Consider the following 17,739-nt stretch of genomic DNA (forward strand, 5'->3'; position numbering starts at 1 on the left):
CTGACCCTCGGCAGCCTGTCTGTGAGGGCTCAAATAGGGCGTTGAGCCAAACCGAGTTCTTCGCGAACAGGCTCTCTCTCACAGAGAAGTGCCGATCGTAGGTAGTTGTTGACCTCAGTGCCTGAACATCACATGCCGAACCGTGGTGTAGTCCTCCAGCCCGAACATCGACATATCCTTGCCGTACCCGGACATTTTCTGACCTCCATGTGGCATTTCGCTGACGAGCATGAAGTGCGTGTTGACCCAGGTGCAGCCGTACTGCAGCCGCGCTGACAGGCGATGCGAACGCCCTGTGTCGGCGGTCCAGATGGAGGAGGCGAGGCCGTAGTCGGAGTCGTTGGCCCACTCAAGCGCTTGTGCTTCATCGGTAAATTTGGTCACCGAAACCACTGGACCGAACACTTCACGGCGGACGATTTCGTCATCCTGCTGCGCGTCGGCCAGCACCGTGGGTTCAAAGAAGAACCCATTGCCTTCGACAGCCCTGCCGCCGGTGATCAACCGGATGTGCGGCTGCGCCACGGCGCGCTCGACGAAAGCGGCGACGCGGTCGCGGTGTTGTGCGGTGATCAGCGGGCCCATCTCGGTGGAGGGATCATCCTGCACGCCGTATTTGATCGTGCTGACCGCCGCGCCGAGCTTTTCGACGAACATGTCGTAGATGCCTTGCTGCGCGTAGATCCGGCACGCAGCGGTGCAATCCTGACCGGCGTTGTAGAAGCCGAAGGTACGTATACCTTCCACCGCCGCGTCGATATCGGCATCGTCAAAGATGATTACCGGCGCCTTGCCGCCGAGTTCCATGTGCATGCGTTTAACGCTATCGGCGGTGCTGGAAATGATGTTGGCGCCGGTGGCGATCGAACCGGTCAGGGAAACCATGCGCACTTTCGGATGATTCACCAGTGGACTGCCCACCGTAGGACCGCGACCGAATACCAGATTGAGCACGCCGGCCGGGAAGATTTCCGACGCCAGTTCGGCCAGACGCAACGCGGTCAGCGGAGTTTGTTCCGACGGTTTGAGCACCACCGTATTACCGGCAGCCAACGCCGGAGCGATTTTCCAGGCGACCATCATCAGCGGGTAGTTCCACGGTGCGATGGAGGCGATTACACCAACCGGATCGCGGCGAATCATCGAGGTATGCCCGGGCAAGTATTCGCCAGCGGCCGAACCGCCCATGCAACGACTGGCGCCGGCGAAGAAGCGGAACACGTCGGCAATCGCCGGAATCTCGTCGTTGAGCGCGGCGCTGTAGGGTTTGCCGCAGTTGTCGGATTCCAGTTTCGCCAGTTCCTCGCCATGGGCTTCGATGGCGTCGGCGAGTTTGAGCAGCAGCAGCGAGCGGTCTTTCGGAACAGTTTGTGACCACTCGGCGAAGGCGTTGTCGGCGGCACGCACGGCGGCATCGACCTGGGCTTCGCTGGCTTCGTTGATCTCCACCAGTATTTCGCCCCGCGCAGGATTGAGCACCGGCTGCGCCGGGCCTTCGCCGTCGACCAGTTGGCCGTTGATCAAGAGTCTGGTTTGCATGGGTTTGTCCTCTTTACAGCAACTGTTGTTTTCCTGAATAAACCGGGACCCTGTGGGAGCGAGCCTGCTCGCGAAAGCGCTGTGTCAGTCGACATCAACGTTGGATGTGCCGGCCACTTCGCGAGCGGGCTCGCTCCCACAAGGGAAAACGGTGTCTGTCAGATATTTATTTCCCGCCACTCCCCGCCACGCTCTCGCCCCCTCGCGTCAAGTAATACGCGCCGAGAATCGGCAACATCGTCACGATCATCACCAGCATCGCCACGACATTGGTCACCGGCACATCCCGTGGGCGGCTCAACTGATTGAGCAGCCACAACGGCAACGTGCGTTCATGCCCGGCGGTGAATGTGGTGACGATGATTTCATCGAACGACAACGCAAACGCCAGCATGCCACCCGCGAGCAACGCCGAACCGAGGTTCGGCAGGATGATGTAGCGGAAGGTCTGCCAGCCGTCGGCGCCGAGATCCATCGACGCTTCGATCAAACTGTGTGAAGTGCGGCGCAGGCGAGCGATAACGTTGTTGTAGACGATCACCACGCAGAAGGTCGCATGGCCGACGATGATGGTGAACATCCCCGGCTCGATGCCCAGCGACTTGAACGTCGCCAGCAAGGCGATCCCGGTGATGATCCCCGGCAACGCGATCGGCAAAATCAGCATCAGCGATATGCCTTGCTTGCCGAAGAAATCGCGCCGGTACAACGCGGCCGAGGCGAGTGTGCCGAGCACCATGGCGATCAACGTGGCGATGGCTGCGATCTGCAATGACAGCTTGATGGCTTCCAGTACATCCGGCCGGGAAAACGCCACGCTGAACCAGTGCAGCGTGAAGCCCTTCGGCGGAAAACTGAACGCCGCGTCTTCTGTGTTGAAGGCATAGAGGAAGATGATCAGGATCGGGAAATGCAAAAACACCAGCCCGCCCCAGGCTGCGACTCGCAAACCTGTAGAAGCATGCCCTTGGGATGAAGATTCAGAGCGCATCGAAGGCCCCCAGACGTTTGACGATGGCCAGGTAAATCGCAATCAGCACGATCGGCACCAGCGTAAACGCCGCCGCCATTGGCATATTGCCAATCGCCCCTTGCTGCGCGTACACCATGCTGCCAATGAAGTAGCCCGGCGGGCCGACCAGTTGCGGCACGATGAAGTCGCCCAGGGTCAGCGAAAAAGTGAAGATCGAACCCGCCGCAATTCCCGGAATCGACAAAGGCAAGATCACTTGCATAAAGGTCTGACGCGGTTTGGCGCCAAGGTCTGCGGAGGCCTGCAACAGCGACGGCGGCAAACGCTCCAGCGAGGCCTGGATTGGCAGGATCATGAACGGCAGCCAGATGTAGACGAACACCATGAACCGCCCCAGATGCGAGGTCGACAAGGTGCTGCCACCAACTCCGGGAATCCCCAGAACCATCTGCAACAGCGGCTCCAGACCCAGGTGCTGAACGAACCATTGCGCCACGCCGCCCTTGGCCAGCAGCAGCGTCCACGCGTAAGCCTTGACGATGTAACTGGCCCACATCGGCAGCATCACCGCGATGTAGAAAAACGCCTTGGTCTTGCCCGTGGTATAGCGCGCCATGTAGTAGGCGATCGGAAATGCAACGATGGCGCTGGCGATCGAGACGACGATGGCCATGCTCAGCGTGCGCAGGATGATGTCAAAGTTCGACGGCTGGAACAGCGCGGCAAAATTGGCCAGCGTCAGGTCCGGCGTGACCGCCATGGTGAAGTCGTCGAAGGTGTAGAAACCCTGCCACAACAGCATCAGCAACGAGCCCAGATAGATCGCCCCGAACCACAGCAGCGGCGGCACCAGCAACATCGACAGGTACAGGTTGGGCTTGCGATAGAGCAGGTTGGACAACCTGCGCAGCGGTGGCGAAGAAGTCATCGCGAGGGCGCTCATGTCACACCTCGCTCGCCACGTTGTCATGCAGTTCAACCATCGCTTGCCGCGCCCAGCGCGCACTCAGTCGCTGCCCCGTCTGATGTTGCGCGCTGTTGTCGAGCCATTGATTGTTGGCGTGGCTGATGCTCAGGTTCTGGCCGTTTTCCAGCTTCAGTTCATAGCGCGTGGCGCTGCCCTGATACTGGATGTCGTGGAGCAGGCCGCTGACTTCGACTTCATCACCGGCGAGCGGGCCGTCGGCGAAACGCACGTGTTCCGGGCGGATCGAAAACGCTTGCGAATGACCGCTGATGTGCAGCGCCAGATCGCCACGGATCACGTTCGATGTGCCGACGAATTCAGCGACGAAAGTGGTGGTCGGCTTCATGTACAAATTGCGCGGCGTGTCGACCTGTTCGATGCGGCCGTTGTTGAACACGGCGACGCGATCGGACATCGACAGCGCTTCGGTCTGATCATGGGTGACGAAGATGAAAGTGATGCCGAGCTGGCGTTGCAGTTTCTTCAGTTCGCTTTGCATCTGTTCGCGCAGTTTCAGATCCAGCGCACCGAGCGGCTCATCGAGCAACAGCACGCGCGGGCGATTGACCAGAGCGCGGGCGAGGGCGACTCGCTGGCGCTGGCCACCGGACAACTGCACCGGTTTTCGCGCACCGTAACCGCCGAGGGCGACCATGTCCAAGGCTTCTTCAGCACGTTTTTGACGCTCGTTTTTACCGACACCCTTGACCTTCAAACCGTAGGCGACGTTATCGAGCACGTTCATGTGCGGGAACAGCGCGTAGTCTTGAAACACTGTGTTTACGTCACGTTGATACGGCGGCAAACCGGCCGTTTCGGCGCCGTGGATGCGGATCGATCCGGCGCTCGGTTGCTCGAAACCGGCGATCAGGCGCAGGCAAGTGGTTTTGCCCGAGCCCGAGGGGCCGAGCATGGAAAAGAACTCGCCGTCCTCGATGTCGATGGAAATCCGGTCAACGGCCTTCACCTCACCGAACTGCCGAGACACGTTGGTGAACTGGACTGCAAGTGGCATGGTGTGGTGCTCCCCAAAGGCGAGGGCTGTCGCGCCTGCTCGGCCTGACTGCTGGAAAACCTGAATCTTGAAGAGCTTCGCGAGCAGGCTCGCTCCCACAGGAGGAATACAATCCAATGTGGGAGCGAGCCTGCTCGCGAAGAGACTTTAACGGCCGCCCATGATCGCGATGTAATCCTGCGTCCAGCGGCTATACGGCACGAACTTGCCGCCCTCAGCCTGCGGGGTTTTCCAGAAAGCGATCTTGTCGAACTGATCAAAACCATTGGTCTTGCAGCCCTCAGCGCCAAGCAGCTCGCTTCCCTTGCACGCCGCTGGCACCGCCGGCAACGAACCGAACCACGCCGCCACATCACCCTGGACTTTCGGCTTCAGCGACCAGTCCATCCACTTGTACGCGCAGTTCGGGTGCTTGGCCTCGGTGTGCAACATGGTGGTGTCGGCCCAGCCGGTGGCGCCTTCTTTGGGGATAGTCGAGGCAATCGGCTGTTTCTCGTTGATCAGGCCGTTGACCTGATACGGCCAGGCGCTCGATGCGACCACGCCTTCGTTTTTGAAATCGCTCATCTGCACCGTCGTGTCATGCCAGTAGCGGTGGATCAGCGGCTGCTGCGCGCGCAACAGATCGAGCACGGCTTTGTACTGCGCTTCGGTGAGCTGATACGGATCGTCGATGCCCAGCTCCGGCTGGGCGGTCTTCAGATACAACGCTGCGTCGGCGATATAGATCGGCCCGTCATACGCCTGCACACGACCCTTGTTCGGCTTGCCGTCGGGAAAATTCTGCGCGTCGAACAGCACGTTCCAACTGGTCGGCGGTGTCTTGAACACGTTGGTGTTGTACATCAACACGTTCGGACCCCACTGGTATGGAGTGCCGTAAGTCTGGCTGTTGACCACGTACCACGGCGCATCCTTGAGGCGCGGGTCGAGGGTGCTCCAGCTCGGGATCAACGCGGTATTGATCGGTTGCACACGCTTGCCGGCGATCAACCGCAGCGACGCATCGCCGGACGCAGTGACCAGGTCATACCCGCCCTTGGCCATCAGGCTGACCATTTCATCGGAGGTCGCCGCTGTCTTGACGTTGACCTTGCAGCCGGTTTCCTTCTCGAAACCGCTGACCCAGTCGTAGGCCTTGTCGCTCTCGCCACGTTCGATGTAACCCGGCCACGCCACGATATCCAGCTGACCTTCGCCAGCGCCGATAGCCTTCAACGGCTCGGCGGCCTGCAAACTGGCGCTGGCCAGGATGGCCGTGGTGATTGCACTAAGCAGTGCGGTCTTGTGCACAAACATGGTTGATCCCTCTTTTTCATATTATGGTCGGGGCAGTTGTGAACGCGGTGCAGCATGCCGTTGGCGGCTTGTTATCAGCGTAGTCAGAAGGCCGAAGCGGGGCGGGCGATCTCGATTACGGCGGCGGATATTGTTTCGCCCGGCTGAAGTGTAGATGGGTTTTTCCAAGGTCAGCTGCGCACTTCAATCCAGAGCGCGAGCAACATCTCGAAGCACACTCGCGGCGCGGGTTGGGGCACTTTCGAACTAGGCTGAGGGCCTTAGATCCGGATAACCCTTGTTTGGAGACGGAACATGAACACCCGTGGATTGCTCGATCAACTGCTCAAGTCCGGGCAGGAAATGCTGCAGAACAAGGCCGGCGGCGCTTCCAACAAGTCGGCTGCCGGCGGACTTGGCGGCTTGCTCGGTGGCTCGTCAGGCTCCAGCGGCCTCGGCGGCCTGCTCTCCGGCGCGGGTGGCGGCGCATTGGCCGCAGGCGCGATGGGCCTGCTGCTCGGCAATAAAAAGGTCCGCAAGGTCGGCGGCAAAGTCGCCCTCTACGGCGGCCTCGCCGCGCTGGGCGTACTGGCTTACAAGGCCTACGGCAACTACAACGCCCAAAAAGGCAGCGCACCCCAACGCGAACCGCAAACCCTCGACCGCTTGCCACCCGCTCAAGTCGAGCAGCACAGCCAGGCAATCCTCAAAGCCTTGGTCGCCGCCGCCAAAGCCGACGGCCACATCGACGAGCGCGAGCGCGAACTGATCGAAGGCGAATTCACAAAGCTCGACAACGATCAGGAACTGCAACACTGGCTCCACGCCGAACTCAACAAACCCCTCGACCCCACCGACGTCGCCCGCGCGGCGAGTACGCCGGAAATGGCGGCGGAGATGTACATCGCCAGTGTGATGCTGGTGGATGAGGAGAATTTTATGGAGAAGAGCTATCTGGATGAACTGGCACGGCAGTTGAAACTGGAGCCGGAATTGAAGGTGGAGTTGGAGAGGCAGGTACGGTTGGCGGGGGGGTGAAGTTCTGGGGGGAAATCGCAGCGTTGAGTTGCGATTTTCCTGTGTCGTTGAATTGGGGCTTAAACGGAGGCCGAAGTTTGTAATTCCCTTCTGAATCGGGTTCGATTGTAAATTACGAGGTGACCAATTTGTGGGGGGGGTTGTTTGGATCCTAGCGAGAGAGCGATTACATCTATATAAAACGCAGCGCTATAAGTGAGATGCAATGGCGGCTCGGATGTACCGTTAACAGCCTTTTAAATTGTTGGCTTTATGGGGGCGTAGACCATTATTTGGCTTTCACGCCTCGATCATGAATTCTTCAATTTTTTCAATAAATGCACTTTTGCTTTTAGTTCTGAACTCGCCTAAAAAAATTTCGGAGCCTCTGATGGGTTCGCCTCTTTTGTCATATTGGATCGTTAGCATATCAATGACAAAATCTCCGCTGGGGTCCCCTTCAGGCTCGACTCTAGTGTCAAAGCAATGCCCGGTGCTTCGGCGAACTCCTCCAATCAGTACCGAGCTGGAAAACCAGTCGATGGTCTCCGGTGTTAGCTCAACCTCGAACAGATTGTTGATTGTTATAGTCCAGCCGCTTGGCACTCGGATTGGCTGGAGGTGGTATTTGAGTTTCTTTCTCATTTGGTTGTTTTGGATCTCTACGCCTAGGAGCGCTCCGATCTACGCTGCTGACAGTTTCGAGATTGCGCATCGGAAATAAAACAATACGCCGCAAAGTATAGTTTTTTTCATTTCAATTTGTAGTCAAATTTTTCGTCTAATCCTAGAGAAATGTCTTGGGCTTTTGTTCTTTCGAATATAGATATTATTTTCTTATAGGTTTCGCCCATGCTTTCTTCGGAATGTTTTGAGTTTTTCCATATGATTACAGTGGGACGCTGAATGTCTGTGCTGAGCAGGTCCCACAAAGCGTTTAGGTTGTTTCCGAAGTTTTGTGTTACGGAAAAGGCTGAAGCTATCCGCTTATGGAAATCCCGCTCCGTTAAAATTGATAAGCCATCAAGTTCAATAATCATTAGGTGTTCTTTCGCTTTGGTTGGCCTGTCATTTCACGCTCCGTGACATAATGTTGCTGATGTCGACGTCTGCTTCGTACGAAGTTAGGCCATGCGCGGAAATTATCGCCAAATTTTTGTTTTGTTCGCTTTTTTATTCAATCTAGTGGGTAATCGCAAGTCCAAGGAGGAGTGAACAGTTCTGGGTCGATGTGGTTCTTCTCCAGAAAAGCATTGATTTCATCCTCTGTATCCATTGTTTGGAGTTTTGTAATTGTGGTGTCGTTAGCACCAATACTATCCCTAGTTTCCAGTATGTGGATTGATAAAGTGAATTCAATAAAGACATATTTGAAGTCTTTTGAATCCTCTAAAAAGCTGTAATAGCGTTCTCCGGGATGTCTGTCGTCAAAGTTTAGGTGGTATACAGCGTAAATGGCGGCCCACTTTCGAAGCGAACTATCATGCGATGGCAGTTCTTGCGCAATTTCTGTGTAGGATTTTGCTTCCAGTCCCCACCATACTTTTCTAGGTATTATTTTTTGAGAGCTCATTTTTGACCTTCAAATTGGTTTGGCCAGTAGATGCGTATTACTTCACCTTTTACTGGGTGAAGCTGTAAGTGTGGGTTCGCGCCATGGGGGTCACTTGGGTCATGATTTGCCATCGTGACTTTCCTTGTTTGAATATCTGAAACAGGAGTGTCATCCCAATGGTAATATTTTTCAGGGTCTTTGACTTTTCTAAAATGCGTCTTAGCCGTTGCTGAGTTGAATTCTTCAGCGTTTCTATAGCCTTGTCCGACATATTTGCCCAAGAACAATTCTTCAGCTTCCGCTCTGCTATTAACGGTAACAGAAGTAGCACCTCTATCCAGTGCTTCTGAGGCTCGTTTTACTGAGCTATTTGACCAAGGAATTTCTGGTGCTGACGATTCATTGGTATCGACTTTTGCATTTTTAGTGGGTTCCGTTGAATTTCCTTTTCCATCCCCATCTGGCGGACATCCATTCAACCCCAACGGATCCACCCACCCCGTAGGGTTAGGCACGTACTGGTAGCTATTCAACCCACCCGCAAGCTTGATCGGATCCGGCGTCAAGAACCGTCCAGTCCCTGGATTGTAGTAGCGGTGGCGGTTGTAATGTAACCCTGTCTCGGCGTCGAAATACTGACCTTGGAAGCGCAGCGGGTTATCGATTTCGCTGACGTCCAGCGCTGCTAGGTTGCCATAGGCACGGTACTTCGCCGACCACATGATTTCGCCGCTGTAGTCGGTCAGTTCCTGCGGTGTGCCGAGGTGGTCGAGTTGGTAGTAGAACGGGGCCGCTTTTAGCGGGCCTTCGCCGTCGAGCATTGCCAGCGGGCGGAAAGTGCCCGGTTCGTAGATGTAGCTGCGGTAGCGGTTCTCGGCGCTTTCAGCGATGAGGCGTTCGCCTTGCCATAGAAATTCAGTGGTATGGCCGTCGACGGTTTTCTCGATGCGGCGGCCAAAGGCGTCGTATTTGTAGCTTGCGGTGCTGCCACCCGGCAGGCTGACGCCGATCAGGCGGTGCTGGCAGTCGTAGCGGTACTCGGTGACGAGCTTTTGGCCGGTGCCACGGCGTTCGCGGATCAAGTTGCCGTAGGCGTCGTAATCGTAATGGCGGTCGCCTTGCATCAGTAGGCGGTTGCCTTTGACGTTTGCGAGGTTCGCAACGGGCAGGTCATTTTGTCCGAGGAGGTTGCCTGCCGGGTCGTGAGCGAAGCTCTCTGGCATGGCGCCGCGTACGCTGATCAGGCGATCCAGTGGATCGTAGTGATAGCTGCGGTTGCCTTTGCGGCTGTCGTTAATGCCGGCGAGATTCCCGTTGGCATCGTAGTTATAACGACGCTGGAACAGGTGTTTTTCCCGCTGGCTGACGCTATGCGCTTGCAGTCGGCCCTGTTCATCGTATTGGTATTGGCTGAGTAACAAACCTTGCTGACGCTGCTGCTCGCGACCGGCATTGAACTGGTGGCTAGTCAGGCGAGAGCCGTTGAGGTCGATGCTGCTCAGCCGTCCACCGGACAAATGACGGTAATCGAGCGTGCAGCCATCGGGCAGACGGCAGTGGCTGAGCTGACCGACGTTGTCGTGTTCGTAGCGCAAGGTTCCCCAGACTTGGTGTTCCTCGATGAGCGGTCTTGCAGGTCGTATTTTTTGTAGGCGAGCGGCCAATGGTCGTCGTAAGCGCTTTTATAAGCCGGTCCAAAACGTCGTAGTGCAAATGAATATCTTCGAAATTATTAAACGTTATCACTAGCGGGCGGCCAAACTTATCGCATTGGCATTCGGTAGCGAACTCCCTGCTAGTGTTGTCTAACTATTTTTTGATAATAGTCGTTGATGTTATATTTTTTGCGCGTACGGAAATGGGCGGCGCAAATTTGTTTTGTTAGATTTTTTTGAATGGGTATGTATCGCCGGAAATTACCATTGATTTACCTTCTATATGGATGTCTTTTATATTGTTTATAACTAGCTTTAGATTTTCTGAGTTTGGGAATAAATAGTAAAATAGTTCGAAGTATAAGTAGTCTTTGATTAAGTGGGTCGCTAGATTTTCATGGTTTTCCAAAAGCTCGCTGAATGTCGGATAATTGATTTTTGCAAGCGCTGGGATGTCCGCATATCCCTGCTCTGCATCGTCAATCCTGCACTCGGAGATGAATGTATCGGCATAGATCATGAATTCTTCTGGAAAATCGCAGGGGTTGATTATGAGTTCATATGCCTGCGTATCGAGTATGGCAGCCTCGCCAAACCCGAGGCTTCTATAAGTTACGATGTTTGGGTTGACTAAGTTGCCAGAGGATTTAAATATCATGGTGTGGCTCCTGGTGGTATTAACGTGATTGTCCCGTCTTTTCTAAGTGTTATTGAGCCTGACGCTCGGTACTGTTCGCCAGCTCTTTGATCCTGTCCGGATCGAGTTCCAGAGCGTTGGAAGAATTCTTCAGGAGATTTTATTTCTTCAATATTTTGGGTTTTGTTTCCGGGTGTGATTCTGGTTTGTTCAAGCGAAAGAAAGCCTTCCTTGCCCTCGAACTTTTTTTCCAGTCCTTTAACTAGTTTCCCGGCCTTATTCGCGTTTATGTCTCCAAATCCTACATCAAGGTCGCTACCAATATGATTATCACCCCTGACCCTGCTACCACCGATAACGACTGAGGTCCCCTTTTTGTAAGACTCTTCAAGGATTATCTGGGCCTGTTCCTTTGGCAGGCCAGGGAGATGCTCTTGTAAGAATGCAGCTTGTGCCTCAGGCCCTGAAGTCCTCAGGACTGTCTTCTCTGGATATTTATTGAAGACAGATTTTTCGCTCCATTTAGGAGGTTCTGGGCACTGTCCTAGCTTGCAGCTTAAACCCAACGGATCCACCCACCCCGTAGGGTTAGGCACGTACTGGTAGCTATTCAACCCACCCGCAAGCTTGATCGGATCCGGCGTCAAGAACCGTCCAGTTCCCGGATTGTAGTAGCGGTGGCGGTTGTAATGTAAGCCTGTCTCGGCGTCGAAATACTACCCTTGAAAACGCAGCGGATTATCGATTTCGCTGACGTCCAGCGCCGCGAGGTTGCCGTACGCTCGGTACCTCGCGGACCACATGATCTCGCCGCTGTAGTCGGTCAGTTCCTGCGGGGTGCCGAGGTGGTCGAGTTGGTAGCAGAAGGGGGCCGCTTTTAAGGGGCCTTCGCCGTCGAGCATTGCCAACGGGCGGAAGCTGCCTGGTTCGTAGATGTAGCTGCGGTAGCGGTTCTTGGCGCTTTCAGCGATGAGGCGTTCGCCTTGCCAGAGAAATTCAGTGGTGTGGCCGTCGACGGTTTTCTCGATGCGGCGGCCGAAGGCGTCGTATTTGTAGGATGCGATGCTGCCTCCCGGCAGGCTGTCGCCGATCAGGCGATGCTGGCAGTCATAGCGGTATTCGGTGACGAGCTTCTGGCCGGTGCCACGGCGTTCACGAATCAGGTTGCCATAGGCGTCGTAATCGTAGTGGCGATCGCCTTGCATGAGCAGGCGATTGCCTTTGACGTTGGCGAGGTTGGCTGCGGGCTGGTCGTTTTGTCCGAGGAGGTTGCCTGCCGGGTCGTGAGCGAAGCTCTCTGGCATAGCGCCGCGCACGCTGATCAGGCGATCCAGCGGATCGTAGTGATAGCTGCGGTTGCCTTTGCGGCTGTCGTTAATGCCGGCGAGATTCCCGTTGGCATCGTAGTTGTAGCGACGCTGGAACAGGTGTTTGTCCCGTTGGCTAACGCTGTGCGCTTGCAGGCGGCCCTGTTCATCGTTGGTATTGGCTGAGCAGCAAGCCTTGCTGCCGCTCTTGCTCGCGACCGGCGTTGAATTGGTGAGACGTGAGGCGTGAACCTTGAGGCCGATGCTAGTCAGGTGACCGCCAGCTGGCGGTTATACAGTTTTCATTTGATCTGCGTGAATGATTTAGTTTGTATCCCTAAATTCGAAGGGGTTGAAGCCTCTCCGAAGCCAAAGCTTCTGTAGGTAACAGTGTTGAGGTTGGTTTTGTTTTTGATGAAAAATAGCATGCGTAGTTTATTAATGATTGGCTCGTTGTTTTCAATTTTCGCGCATGTATTGCTCTATTTTCTCAATATATTTTTTTTTGCATGTTGTTCGGAATATTTCCAAGGTTTTGGCAGAGTCGCCGATTGGTTCGCCTTTTCGATCGTATTTAATTGTAAGAAACTCTACCACGAACTCGCCCTTTGGGTCTCCCTCAGGTTCTACTCTAGAATCGAAGCAATAGCCTGTGCTTTGTCTTGCACCACCTAATAAAACAGAACTGCTAAACCAGTGCGCGGTTTCCGGTGTTAGTTCTATTTCGTACAAATTATTTATGGTTATTGTCCAGTCGCTAGGCACTCGGAGTGGCTGTAGTTCGAATTCTAGTTTTTTCATTTTGCTTTACCCATGTATTTTTTCACTTGCTGTGGTGATGCCGGAAAGCTGTGGATCACAGGCTTATTTCCTCCATCAGTTAGTTCAATTCTTATCCAGTTTGTAAGTTGTCCCTCGTTGTAGCCCACAGGGTGTTCGGATCTGTAAAACATGAATCGAGTGCCACCGTGGTCGAATACGTTTCCATCTTTTATCGCCCCATATGCAGCTTGTTTTTCGAATCCTTTAACATTGTTTGCGATGTCGGGCAGATAAGAAGCTTCAGGTTGACCACCACGTGATCCATTACCCAAACTCAATTCTCTGGCTTGGTCGGCAGATTTCGCATTCAGATGTTTCGTTTTATGGAAACCTCCTGGCCTCTGCGCGTTATAGACGTCGGATCTTAACTCTTTCCGCGTCTGGTAATCGCTAGTATCAACGCGCTTGGGAGGGCAGTTATTGCTGCTCAACCCCAACGGATCCACCCACCCCGTAGGATTAGGCACGTACTGGTAGCTATTCAACCCACCCGCAAGCTTGATCGGATCGGGCGTCAAGAACCGTCCAGTCCCCGGATTGTAGTAGCGGTGGCGGTTGTAATGTAACCCTGTCTCGGCGTCGTAATACTGACCCTGGAAGCGTAACGGGTTATCGATTTCGCTCACATCCAGCGCCGCGAGGTTGCCGTAGGCGCGGTATTTTGCCGACCACATGATTTCGCCGCTGTAGTCGGTGAGTTCCTGCGGGGTGCCGAGGTGGTCGAGTTGGTAGTAGAAGGGGGCCGCTTTTAAGGGGCCTTCGCCGTCGAGCATTGCCAACGGGCGGAAGCTGCCTGGTTCGTAGATGTAGCTGCGGTAGCGGTTCTTGGCGCTTTCAGCGATGAGGCGTTCGCCTTGCCAGAGAAATTCAGTGGTGTGGCCGTCGACGGTTTTCTCGATGCGGCGGCCGAAGGCGTCGTATTTGTAGGATGCGATGCTGCCTCCCGGCAGGCTGACGCCGATCAGGCGATGCTGGCAGTCATAGCGGTATTCGGTGACGAGCTTCTGGCCGGTGCCACGGCGTTCACGAATCAGGTTGCCATAGGCGTCGTAATCGTAGTGGCGGTCGCCTTGCATGAGCAGGCGATTGCCTTTGACGTTGGCGAGGTTGGCTGCGGGCAGGTCATTTTGTCCGAGGAGATTGCCTGCGGGGTCGTGAGCGAAGCTCTCAGGTATGGCGCCGCGTACGCTGATCAGGCGATCCAGTGGATCGTAGTGATAGCTGCGGTTGCCTTTGCGGCTGTCGTTAATGCCGGCGAGGTTGCCGTTGGCATCGTAGTTGTAGCGACGCTGGAACAGGTGCTTGTCCCGCTGGCTGACGCTGTGCGCTTGCAGGCGGCCCTGTTCATCGTATTGGTATTGGCTGAGCAGTAAGCCTTGTTGGCGTTGTTGCTCGCGACCAGCGTTGAACTGGTGGCTGGTCAGGCGTGAGCCGTTGAGGTCGATGCTGCTCAGGCGTCCACCGGACAAATAACGGTAATCGAGCACGCAGCCGTCCGGCAGACGGCAGTGGCTGAGTTGGCCGACGCTGTCGTATTCGTAGCGCAAGGTGCCCCAGACTTGGTGTTCCTCGATGAGTTGGTCTGCAAGTCATATTTATAGGCGAAAGGCTAACGACCGTCGTCGACGCTGGCTAGTCAACGCGAGCTCGTCGATCCATTAAATTTTTACTTTATTCAATGTATGGTCTAACGCTTTTTCAAGATCGCCCCAGGTTTTTGCCGTTTCGGTGTATATAGGCGATGCCCAATTTTGATTTGCGATTAATGAGATTCTGAAGGCGCCGTGTTCACTGAATTCGGGATACCAACCAATGTCTATTGTTTGCTCGTGCGGGAGTAGCGCTTGCAAAAGGTCCTCCCTTAATTCATCTGTAATGAGCGAAATATCCGATCCGACTAGGCTGGATATTTCGTCAAAAGTTATCTTGCCACCAAGTTTTTTTATGTTTTCAAGATTCATAAATCATTTCTTCTTTTTCGTTAGTTTTCTAAACGATTCTTCTGATATTGGATGTCCATGTATTGTGTTTGCACTTAACTCCACTCGCATGTACTGAGTTTCTTTTCCGTCATTGGCGCCTATGGTTTTTCCCATGTCAATTACTTTCCATGGTTTTCCGTTGTTAACATCTTGACCATTTGCAAACGCGTGCCGCTCTAACGCTTCAATGTCCGTGCCGGGTAGATATTTAGCTGCACCTCCATTAGCGGTCGATTTTACAACAGATGGCCAAGGAGCCTTAGGCGCCACATGTTTATTGCCATGATTTGTCCATTGAACGTCGGGAGGAGGCGGGGCTCCATCGCTTACCCTGGCTTTTCCTTCAGATATTTCAGCGCTTTGCCCCGGAACGCATTTATCTCCGCCTGGACAAGTATTCAACCCTAGGGGATCCACCCACCCCGTAGGATTAGGCACGTACTGGTAGCTATTCAACCCACCCGCAAGCTTGATCGGATCCGGGGTCAAAAACCGTCCAGTCCCCGGATTGTAGTAGCGGTGGCGGTTGTAATGTAAGCCTGTCTCGGCGTCGTAATACTGACCCTGGAAGCGTAACGGGTTATCGATTTCGCTCACATCCAGCGCTGCGAGATTGCCATAGGCGCGGTACTTCGCCGACCACATGATTTCGCCGCTGTAGTCGGTGAGTTCCTGCGGCGTGCCGAGGTGGTCGAGTTGATAGTAGAACGGGGCAGCCTTTAGTGGGCCTTCGCCGTCGAGCATTGCCAACAGGCGGAAACTGCCCGGTTCGTAGATGTAGCTGCGATAACGATTTTCTGCGCTTTCGGCGATGAGGCGTTCGCCTTGCCACAGAAACTCGGTGGTGTAACCGTCGACTGACTTTTCAGTGCGGCGGCCAAAGGCGTCGTATTTATAGGACGCGGTGCTGCCACCCGGCAGGCTGACGCCGATCAGGCGGTGCTGGCAGTCGTAGCGGTACTCGGTGACGAGCTTCTGGCCGGTACCGCGACGCTCTCGGATCAGGTTGCCGTAAGCGTCGTAGTCGTAGTGGCGGTCGCCTTGCATCAGCAGGCGATTGCCTTTGACGTTGGCGAGGTTGGCTGCGGGCAGGTCATTTTGTCCAAGGAGGTTGCCTGCCGGGTCGTGAGCGAAGCTCTCTGGCATGGCGCCGCGTACGCTTATCAGTCGGTCGAGTGGATCGTAGTGATAGCTGCGGTTGCCTTTGCGGCTGTCGTCGATGCCGGCGAGGTTGCCGTTGGCATCGTAGTTGTAGCGACGCTGGAACAGGTGTTTGTCCCGTTGGCTCACGCTATGCGCTTGCAGGCGGCCCTGTTCATCGTATTGGTATTGGCTGAGTAACAGACCTTGCTGGCGCTGTTGTTCGCGACCGGCACTGAACTGGTGACTGGTAAGGCGCGAACCGTTCAGGTCAATGCTGCTCAGGCGTCCACCGGACAAATGACGGTAATCAAGTTTGCTGCCATCAGGAAGGCGGCAGTGCTTGAGCTGGCCAACGCTGTCGTATTCGTAGCGCAGAGTGCCCCAGCCTTGGTGTTCTTCGATGAGTCGGTCTTGCAGATCGTATTTATAGGCGAGCGGCCAGTGGCCGTCGTCGACGTTAACGAGGCGACCAAGTGCGTCGTAGCTGTAGTGAATCTCCTCACCATCGGGTAGCGTTTTTACAAGCAAGCGACCTGCGGCATCACGCAGGTATTCGGTGACCAGTTCACTACCGTCGTCACCGAACTCCGTTTTCTTCAGCAGTTGGCCGTTGAGGTCGTACTCGTAGGCAGTCCGACGACCATCGAAGCCGGTTTCCTGTTGAATCAGGCCGTTGGCGTAGTAATCAAGGTGATAGTGCTCGCCGCGCTCGTTTTCAATTTCAGTGAGCAACAGGCGCGAGTTGTCGTAGCGGTAGCGCAGTTGGCTGCCGTCGGGATTGATGCGGCGGCTGACGAGGTGGAGATTATCGGCGTATTCGTAGCGGGTGATACGGCCAAGTTCGTCGCGTTCAGCAGTGACATTGCCGTAGGCGTTGTAGCTGAATGCGCGAGTGGCGCCGCCGGGCAGCGTAACTTGGGCAAGGCGATTGGCAGCATCCCATTGGTAATGAGTGATCGCGCCGGACTCTTCCTGGCGAGTGATCTGCCTGCCTAGTGCATCGTAACGGTACTTGCGCTGACCGCCGTCCGGAAGGCGTTCTTCAAGCAGTTGACCGAGATTGTTCCAACCGAGTCGAAGCTGAAGTGATAGAACGATGGTCGCTTGCTAGCCTGCGAGAACCAGCTCGGATGGATCGTCAGAAAAAGATGGCCGCGCGCGATAGGCTGTTGGTGATGGCGGGACGCTGCTCACTCGGGAGAGTGAAAACAGTGGAGCGGTTTTCCTGAACGGTTGAGACTTGGATAAGGTTGTTGTAGTTTTTTTCAGGTTTTTTTTGTATTTGAGGTGTTTGATGACTGACTCGTTTGAAGATTTTAGTAAGTTTATAAGTTATGTGTTACGTCACAAACCCGAGTCGATTGGGTTGCTGCTGGATGTCGAGGGGTGGGCAAATGTAGATGAGTTAATAAAAGGTTCAGAGAGGGTTGGGAAGTTATTATGCTATGAAGTTATAAGTAATGTTGTCTTTCATAGTGATAAAAAGCGTTTTGAGATATCCAGCGATGGAGCTTATATTCGAGCAATTCAGGGGCATTCGTCAGAATCGGTGAACCGCAACTACCCTGAAATTCAACCTCCGGATTTTTTGTATCACGGAACGGCTATACGTTTCCTTGATTCTATTTTGAAAAACGGTCTAATACCCGGGGCTAGGCATCATGTTCATTTAACACAAAGTGAAACGTTAGCATGCGATATCGGACGTCGTTACGGTAAATCTGTGGTTTTACGCATTGATAGTCACGAAATGTTTGTAAAAGGGTTCAAATTTTTTAAAGCTGAAAATGATGTTTGGTTAACAAGCTTCGTGCCTCCGCAATTTATTTATTCGCTTGCAGATGCCTAG

At 54.4% G+C, this 17,739-nt stretch carries 13 protein-coding genes and 4 pseudogenes; 2 read left to right on the forward strand and 15 right to left on the reverse strand.

What is annotated here, in order from left to right:
- Positions 1-114: 114 nt before the first annotated feature.
- The 5 genes from ACZ0AZ_RS14055 to ydcS all read right to left on the reverse strand — a co-directional run bounded on the left by ACZ0AZ_RS14055 (position 115) and on the right by ydcS (position 5,793).
- On the reverse strand, positions 115-1,539 hold the full coding sequence (locus ACZ0AZ_RS14055; protein WP_463537571.1) for a gamma-aminobutyraldehyde dehydrogenase: 1,425 nt from the start codon (positions 1,537-1,539) through the stop codon (positions 115-117).
- A gap of 166 nt (positions 1,540-1,705) precedes the next feature.
- Positions 1,706-2,530, reverse strand: a complete 825-nt coding sequence (locus ACZ0AZ_RS14060; protein ID WP_129999839.1) for an ABC transporter permease — start codon at positions 2,528-2,530, stop codon at positions 1,706-1,708.
- The gene (locus tag ACZ0AZ_RS14065) at positions 2,520-3,440 is read right to left on the reverse strand and encodes an ABC transporter permease (protein ID WP_463538782.1); all 921 of its coding nucleotides are present in this window, start codon (positions 3,438-3,440) and stop codon (positions 2,520-2,522) included. Before ACZ0AZ_RS14065 ends, ACZ0AZ_RS14060 begins: the two co-directional genes overlap by 11 nt.
- A 16-nt stretch (positions 3,441-3,456) precedes the next feature.
- On the reverse strand, positions 3,457-4,494 hold the full coding sequence (locus tag ACZ0AZ_RS14070; RefSeq protein ID WP_129999837.1) for an ABC transporter ATP-binding protein: 1,038 nt from the start codon (positions 4,492-4,494) through the stop codon (positions 3,457-3,459).
- 147 nt (positions 4,495-4,641) lie between these two features.
- A complete protein-coding gene (gene ydcS, locus ACZ0AZ_RS14075; protein WP_129999836.1) occupies positions 4,642-5,793 on the reverse strand; it encodes a putative ABC transporter substrate-binding protein YdcS in 1,152 nt (383 codons plus the stop codon).
- Between the two features lie 294 nt (positions 5,794-6,087).
- Between ydcS and ACZ0AZ_RS14080 the strand changes: the two genes are divergently transcribed.
- Complete coding sequence (locus ACZ0AZ_RS14080; RefSeq protein ID WP_463570821.1) at positions 6,088-6,810, forward strand: tellurite resistance TerB family protein; 723 nt, start codon at positions 6,088-6,090, stop codon at positions 6,808-6,810.
- Positions 6,811-7,089: 279 nt separating this feature from the next.
- Here ACZ0AZ_RS14080 and ACZ0AZ_RS14085 read toward each other — a convergent pair whose 3' ends face one another.
- The 10 genes and pseudogenes from ACZ0AZ_RS14085 to ACZ0AZ_RS14130 all read right to left on the reverse strand — a co-directional run.
- Positions 7,090-7,434 carry a hypothetical protein gene (locus ACZ0AZ_RS14085; protein WP_463537573.1) on the reverse strand — a complete coding sequence of 115 codons (345 nt, stop codon included), beginning with the start codon at positions 7,432-7,434 and terminating at the stop codon, positions 7,090-7,092.
- A gap of 107 nt (positions 7,435-7,541) precedes the next feature.
- Complete coding sequence (locus tag ACZ0AZ_RS14090; protein WP_463537574.1) at positions 7,542-7,829, reverse strand: barstar family protein; 288 nt, start codon at positions 7,827-7,829, stop codon at positions 7,542-7,544.
- A 137-nt stretch (positions 7,830-7,966) separates the two neighbouring features.
- On the reverse strand, positions 7,967-8,362 hold the full coding sequence (locus tag ACZ0AZ_RS14095; RefSeq protein WP_463537575.1) for a hypothetical protein: 396 nt from the start codon (positions 8,360-8,362) through the stop codon (positions 7,967-7,969).
- A 407-nt stretch (positions 8,363-8,769) separates the two neighbouring features.
- Positions 8,770-10,135, reverse strand: a pseudogene (locus ACZ0AZ_RS14100) (RHS repeat domain-containing protein); the annotation flags it as partial.
- A 90-nt stretch (positions 10,136-10,225) separates the two neighbouring features.
- Positions 10,226-10,657 carry a hypothetical protein gene (locus tag ACZ0AZ_RS14105; protein ID WP_129999830.1) on the reverse strand — a complete coding sequence of 144 codons (432 nt, stop codon included), beginning with the start codon at positions 10,655-10,657 and terminating at the stop codon, positions 10,226-10,228.
- Positions 10,654-12,225 (reverse strand): annotated as a pseudogene (locus tag ACZ0AZ_RS14110) (RHS repeat-associated core domain-containing protein); the annotation flags it as partial. The pseudogene ACZ0AZ_RS14110 and the gene ACZ0AZ_RS14105, both read right to left, overlap by 4 nt.
- Positions 12,226-12,402: 177 nt before the next feature.
- On the reverse strand, positions 12,403-12,744 hold the full coding sequence (locus ACZ0AZ_RS14115) for a hypothetical protein (protein ID WP_129999829.1): 342 nt from the start codon (positions 12,742-12,744) through the stop codon (positions 12,403-12,405).
- A 431-nt stretch (positions 12,745-13,175) separates the two neighbouring features.
- A pseudogene (locus ACZ0AZ_RS14120) lies at positions 13,176-14,401 on the reverse strand (RHS repeat domain-containing protein); the annotation flags it as partial.
- Between the two features lie 22 nt (positions 14,402-14,423).
- On the reverse strand, positions 14,424-14,726 hold the full coding sequence (locus ACZ0AZ_RS14125) for a hypothetical protein (protein WP_129999828.1): 303 nt from the start codon (positions 14,724-14,726) through the stop codon (positions 14,424-14,426).
- Between the two features lie 3 nt (positions 14,727-14,729).
- Positions 14,730-16,967, reverse strand: a pseudogene (locus tag ACZ0AZ_RS14130) (RHS repeat-associated core domain-containing protein); the annotation flags it as partial.
- A 217-nt stretch (positions 16,968-17,184) separates the two neighbouring features.
- Here ACZ0AZ_RS14130 and ACZ0AZ_RS14135 point away from each other — a divergent pair.
- Entirely contained in the window at positions 17,185-17,739 is a 555-nt protein-coding gene (locus ACZ0AZ_RS14135) for an RNA 2'-phosphotransferase (RefSeq protein ID WP_205884348.1), read from the forward strand.

The organism is Pseudomonas sp. AC239, from assembly GCF_979258545.1.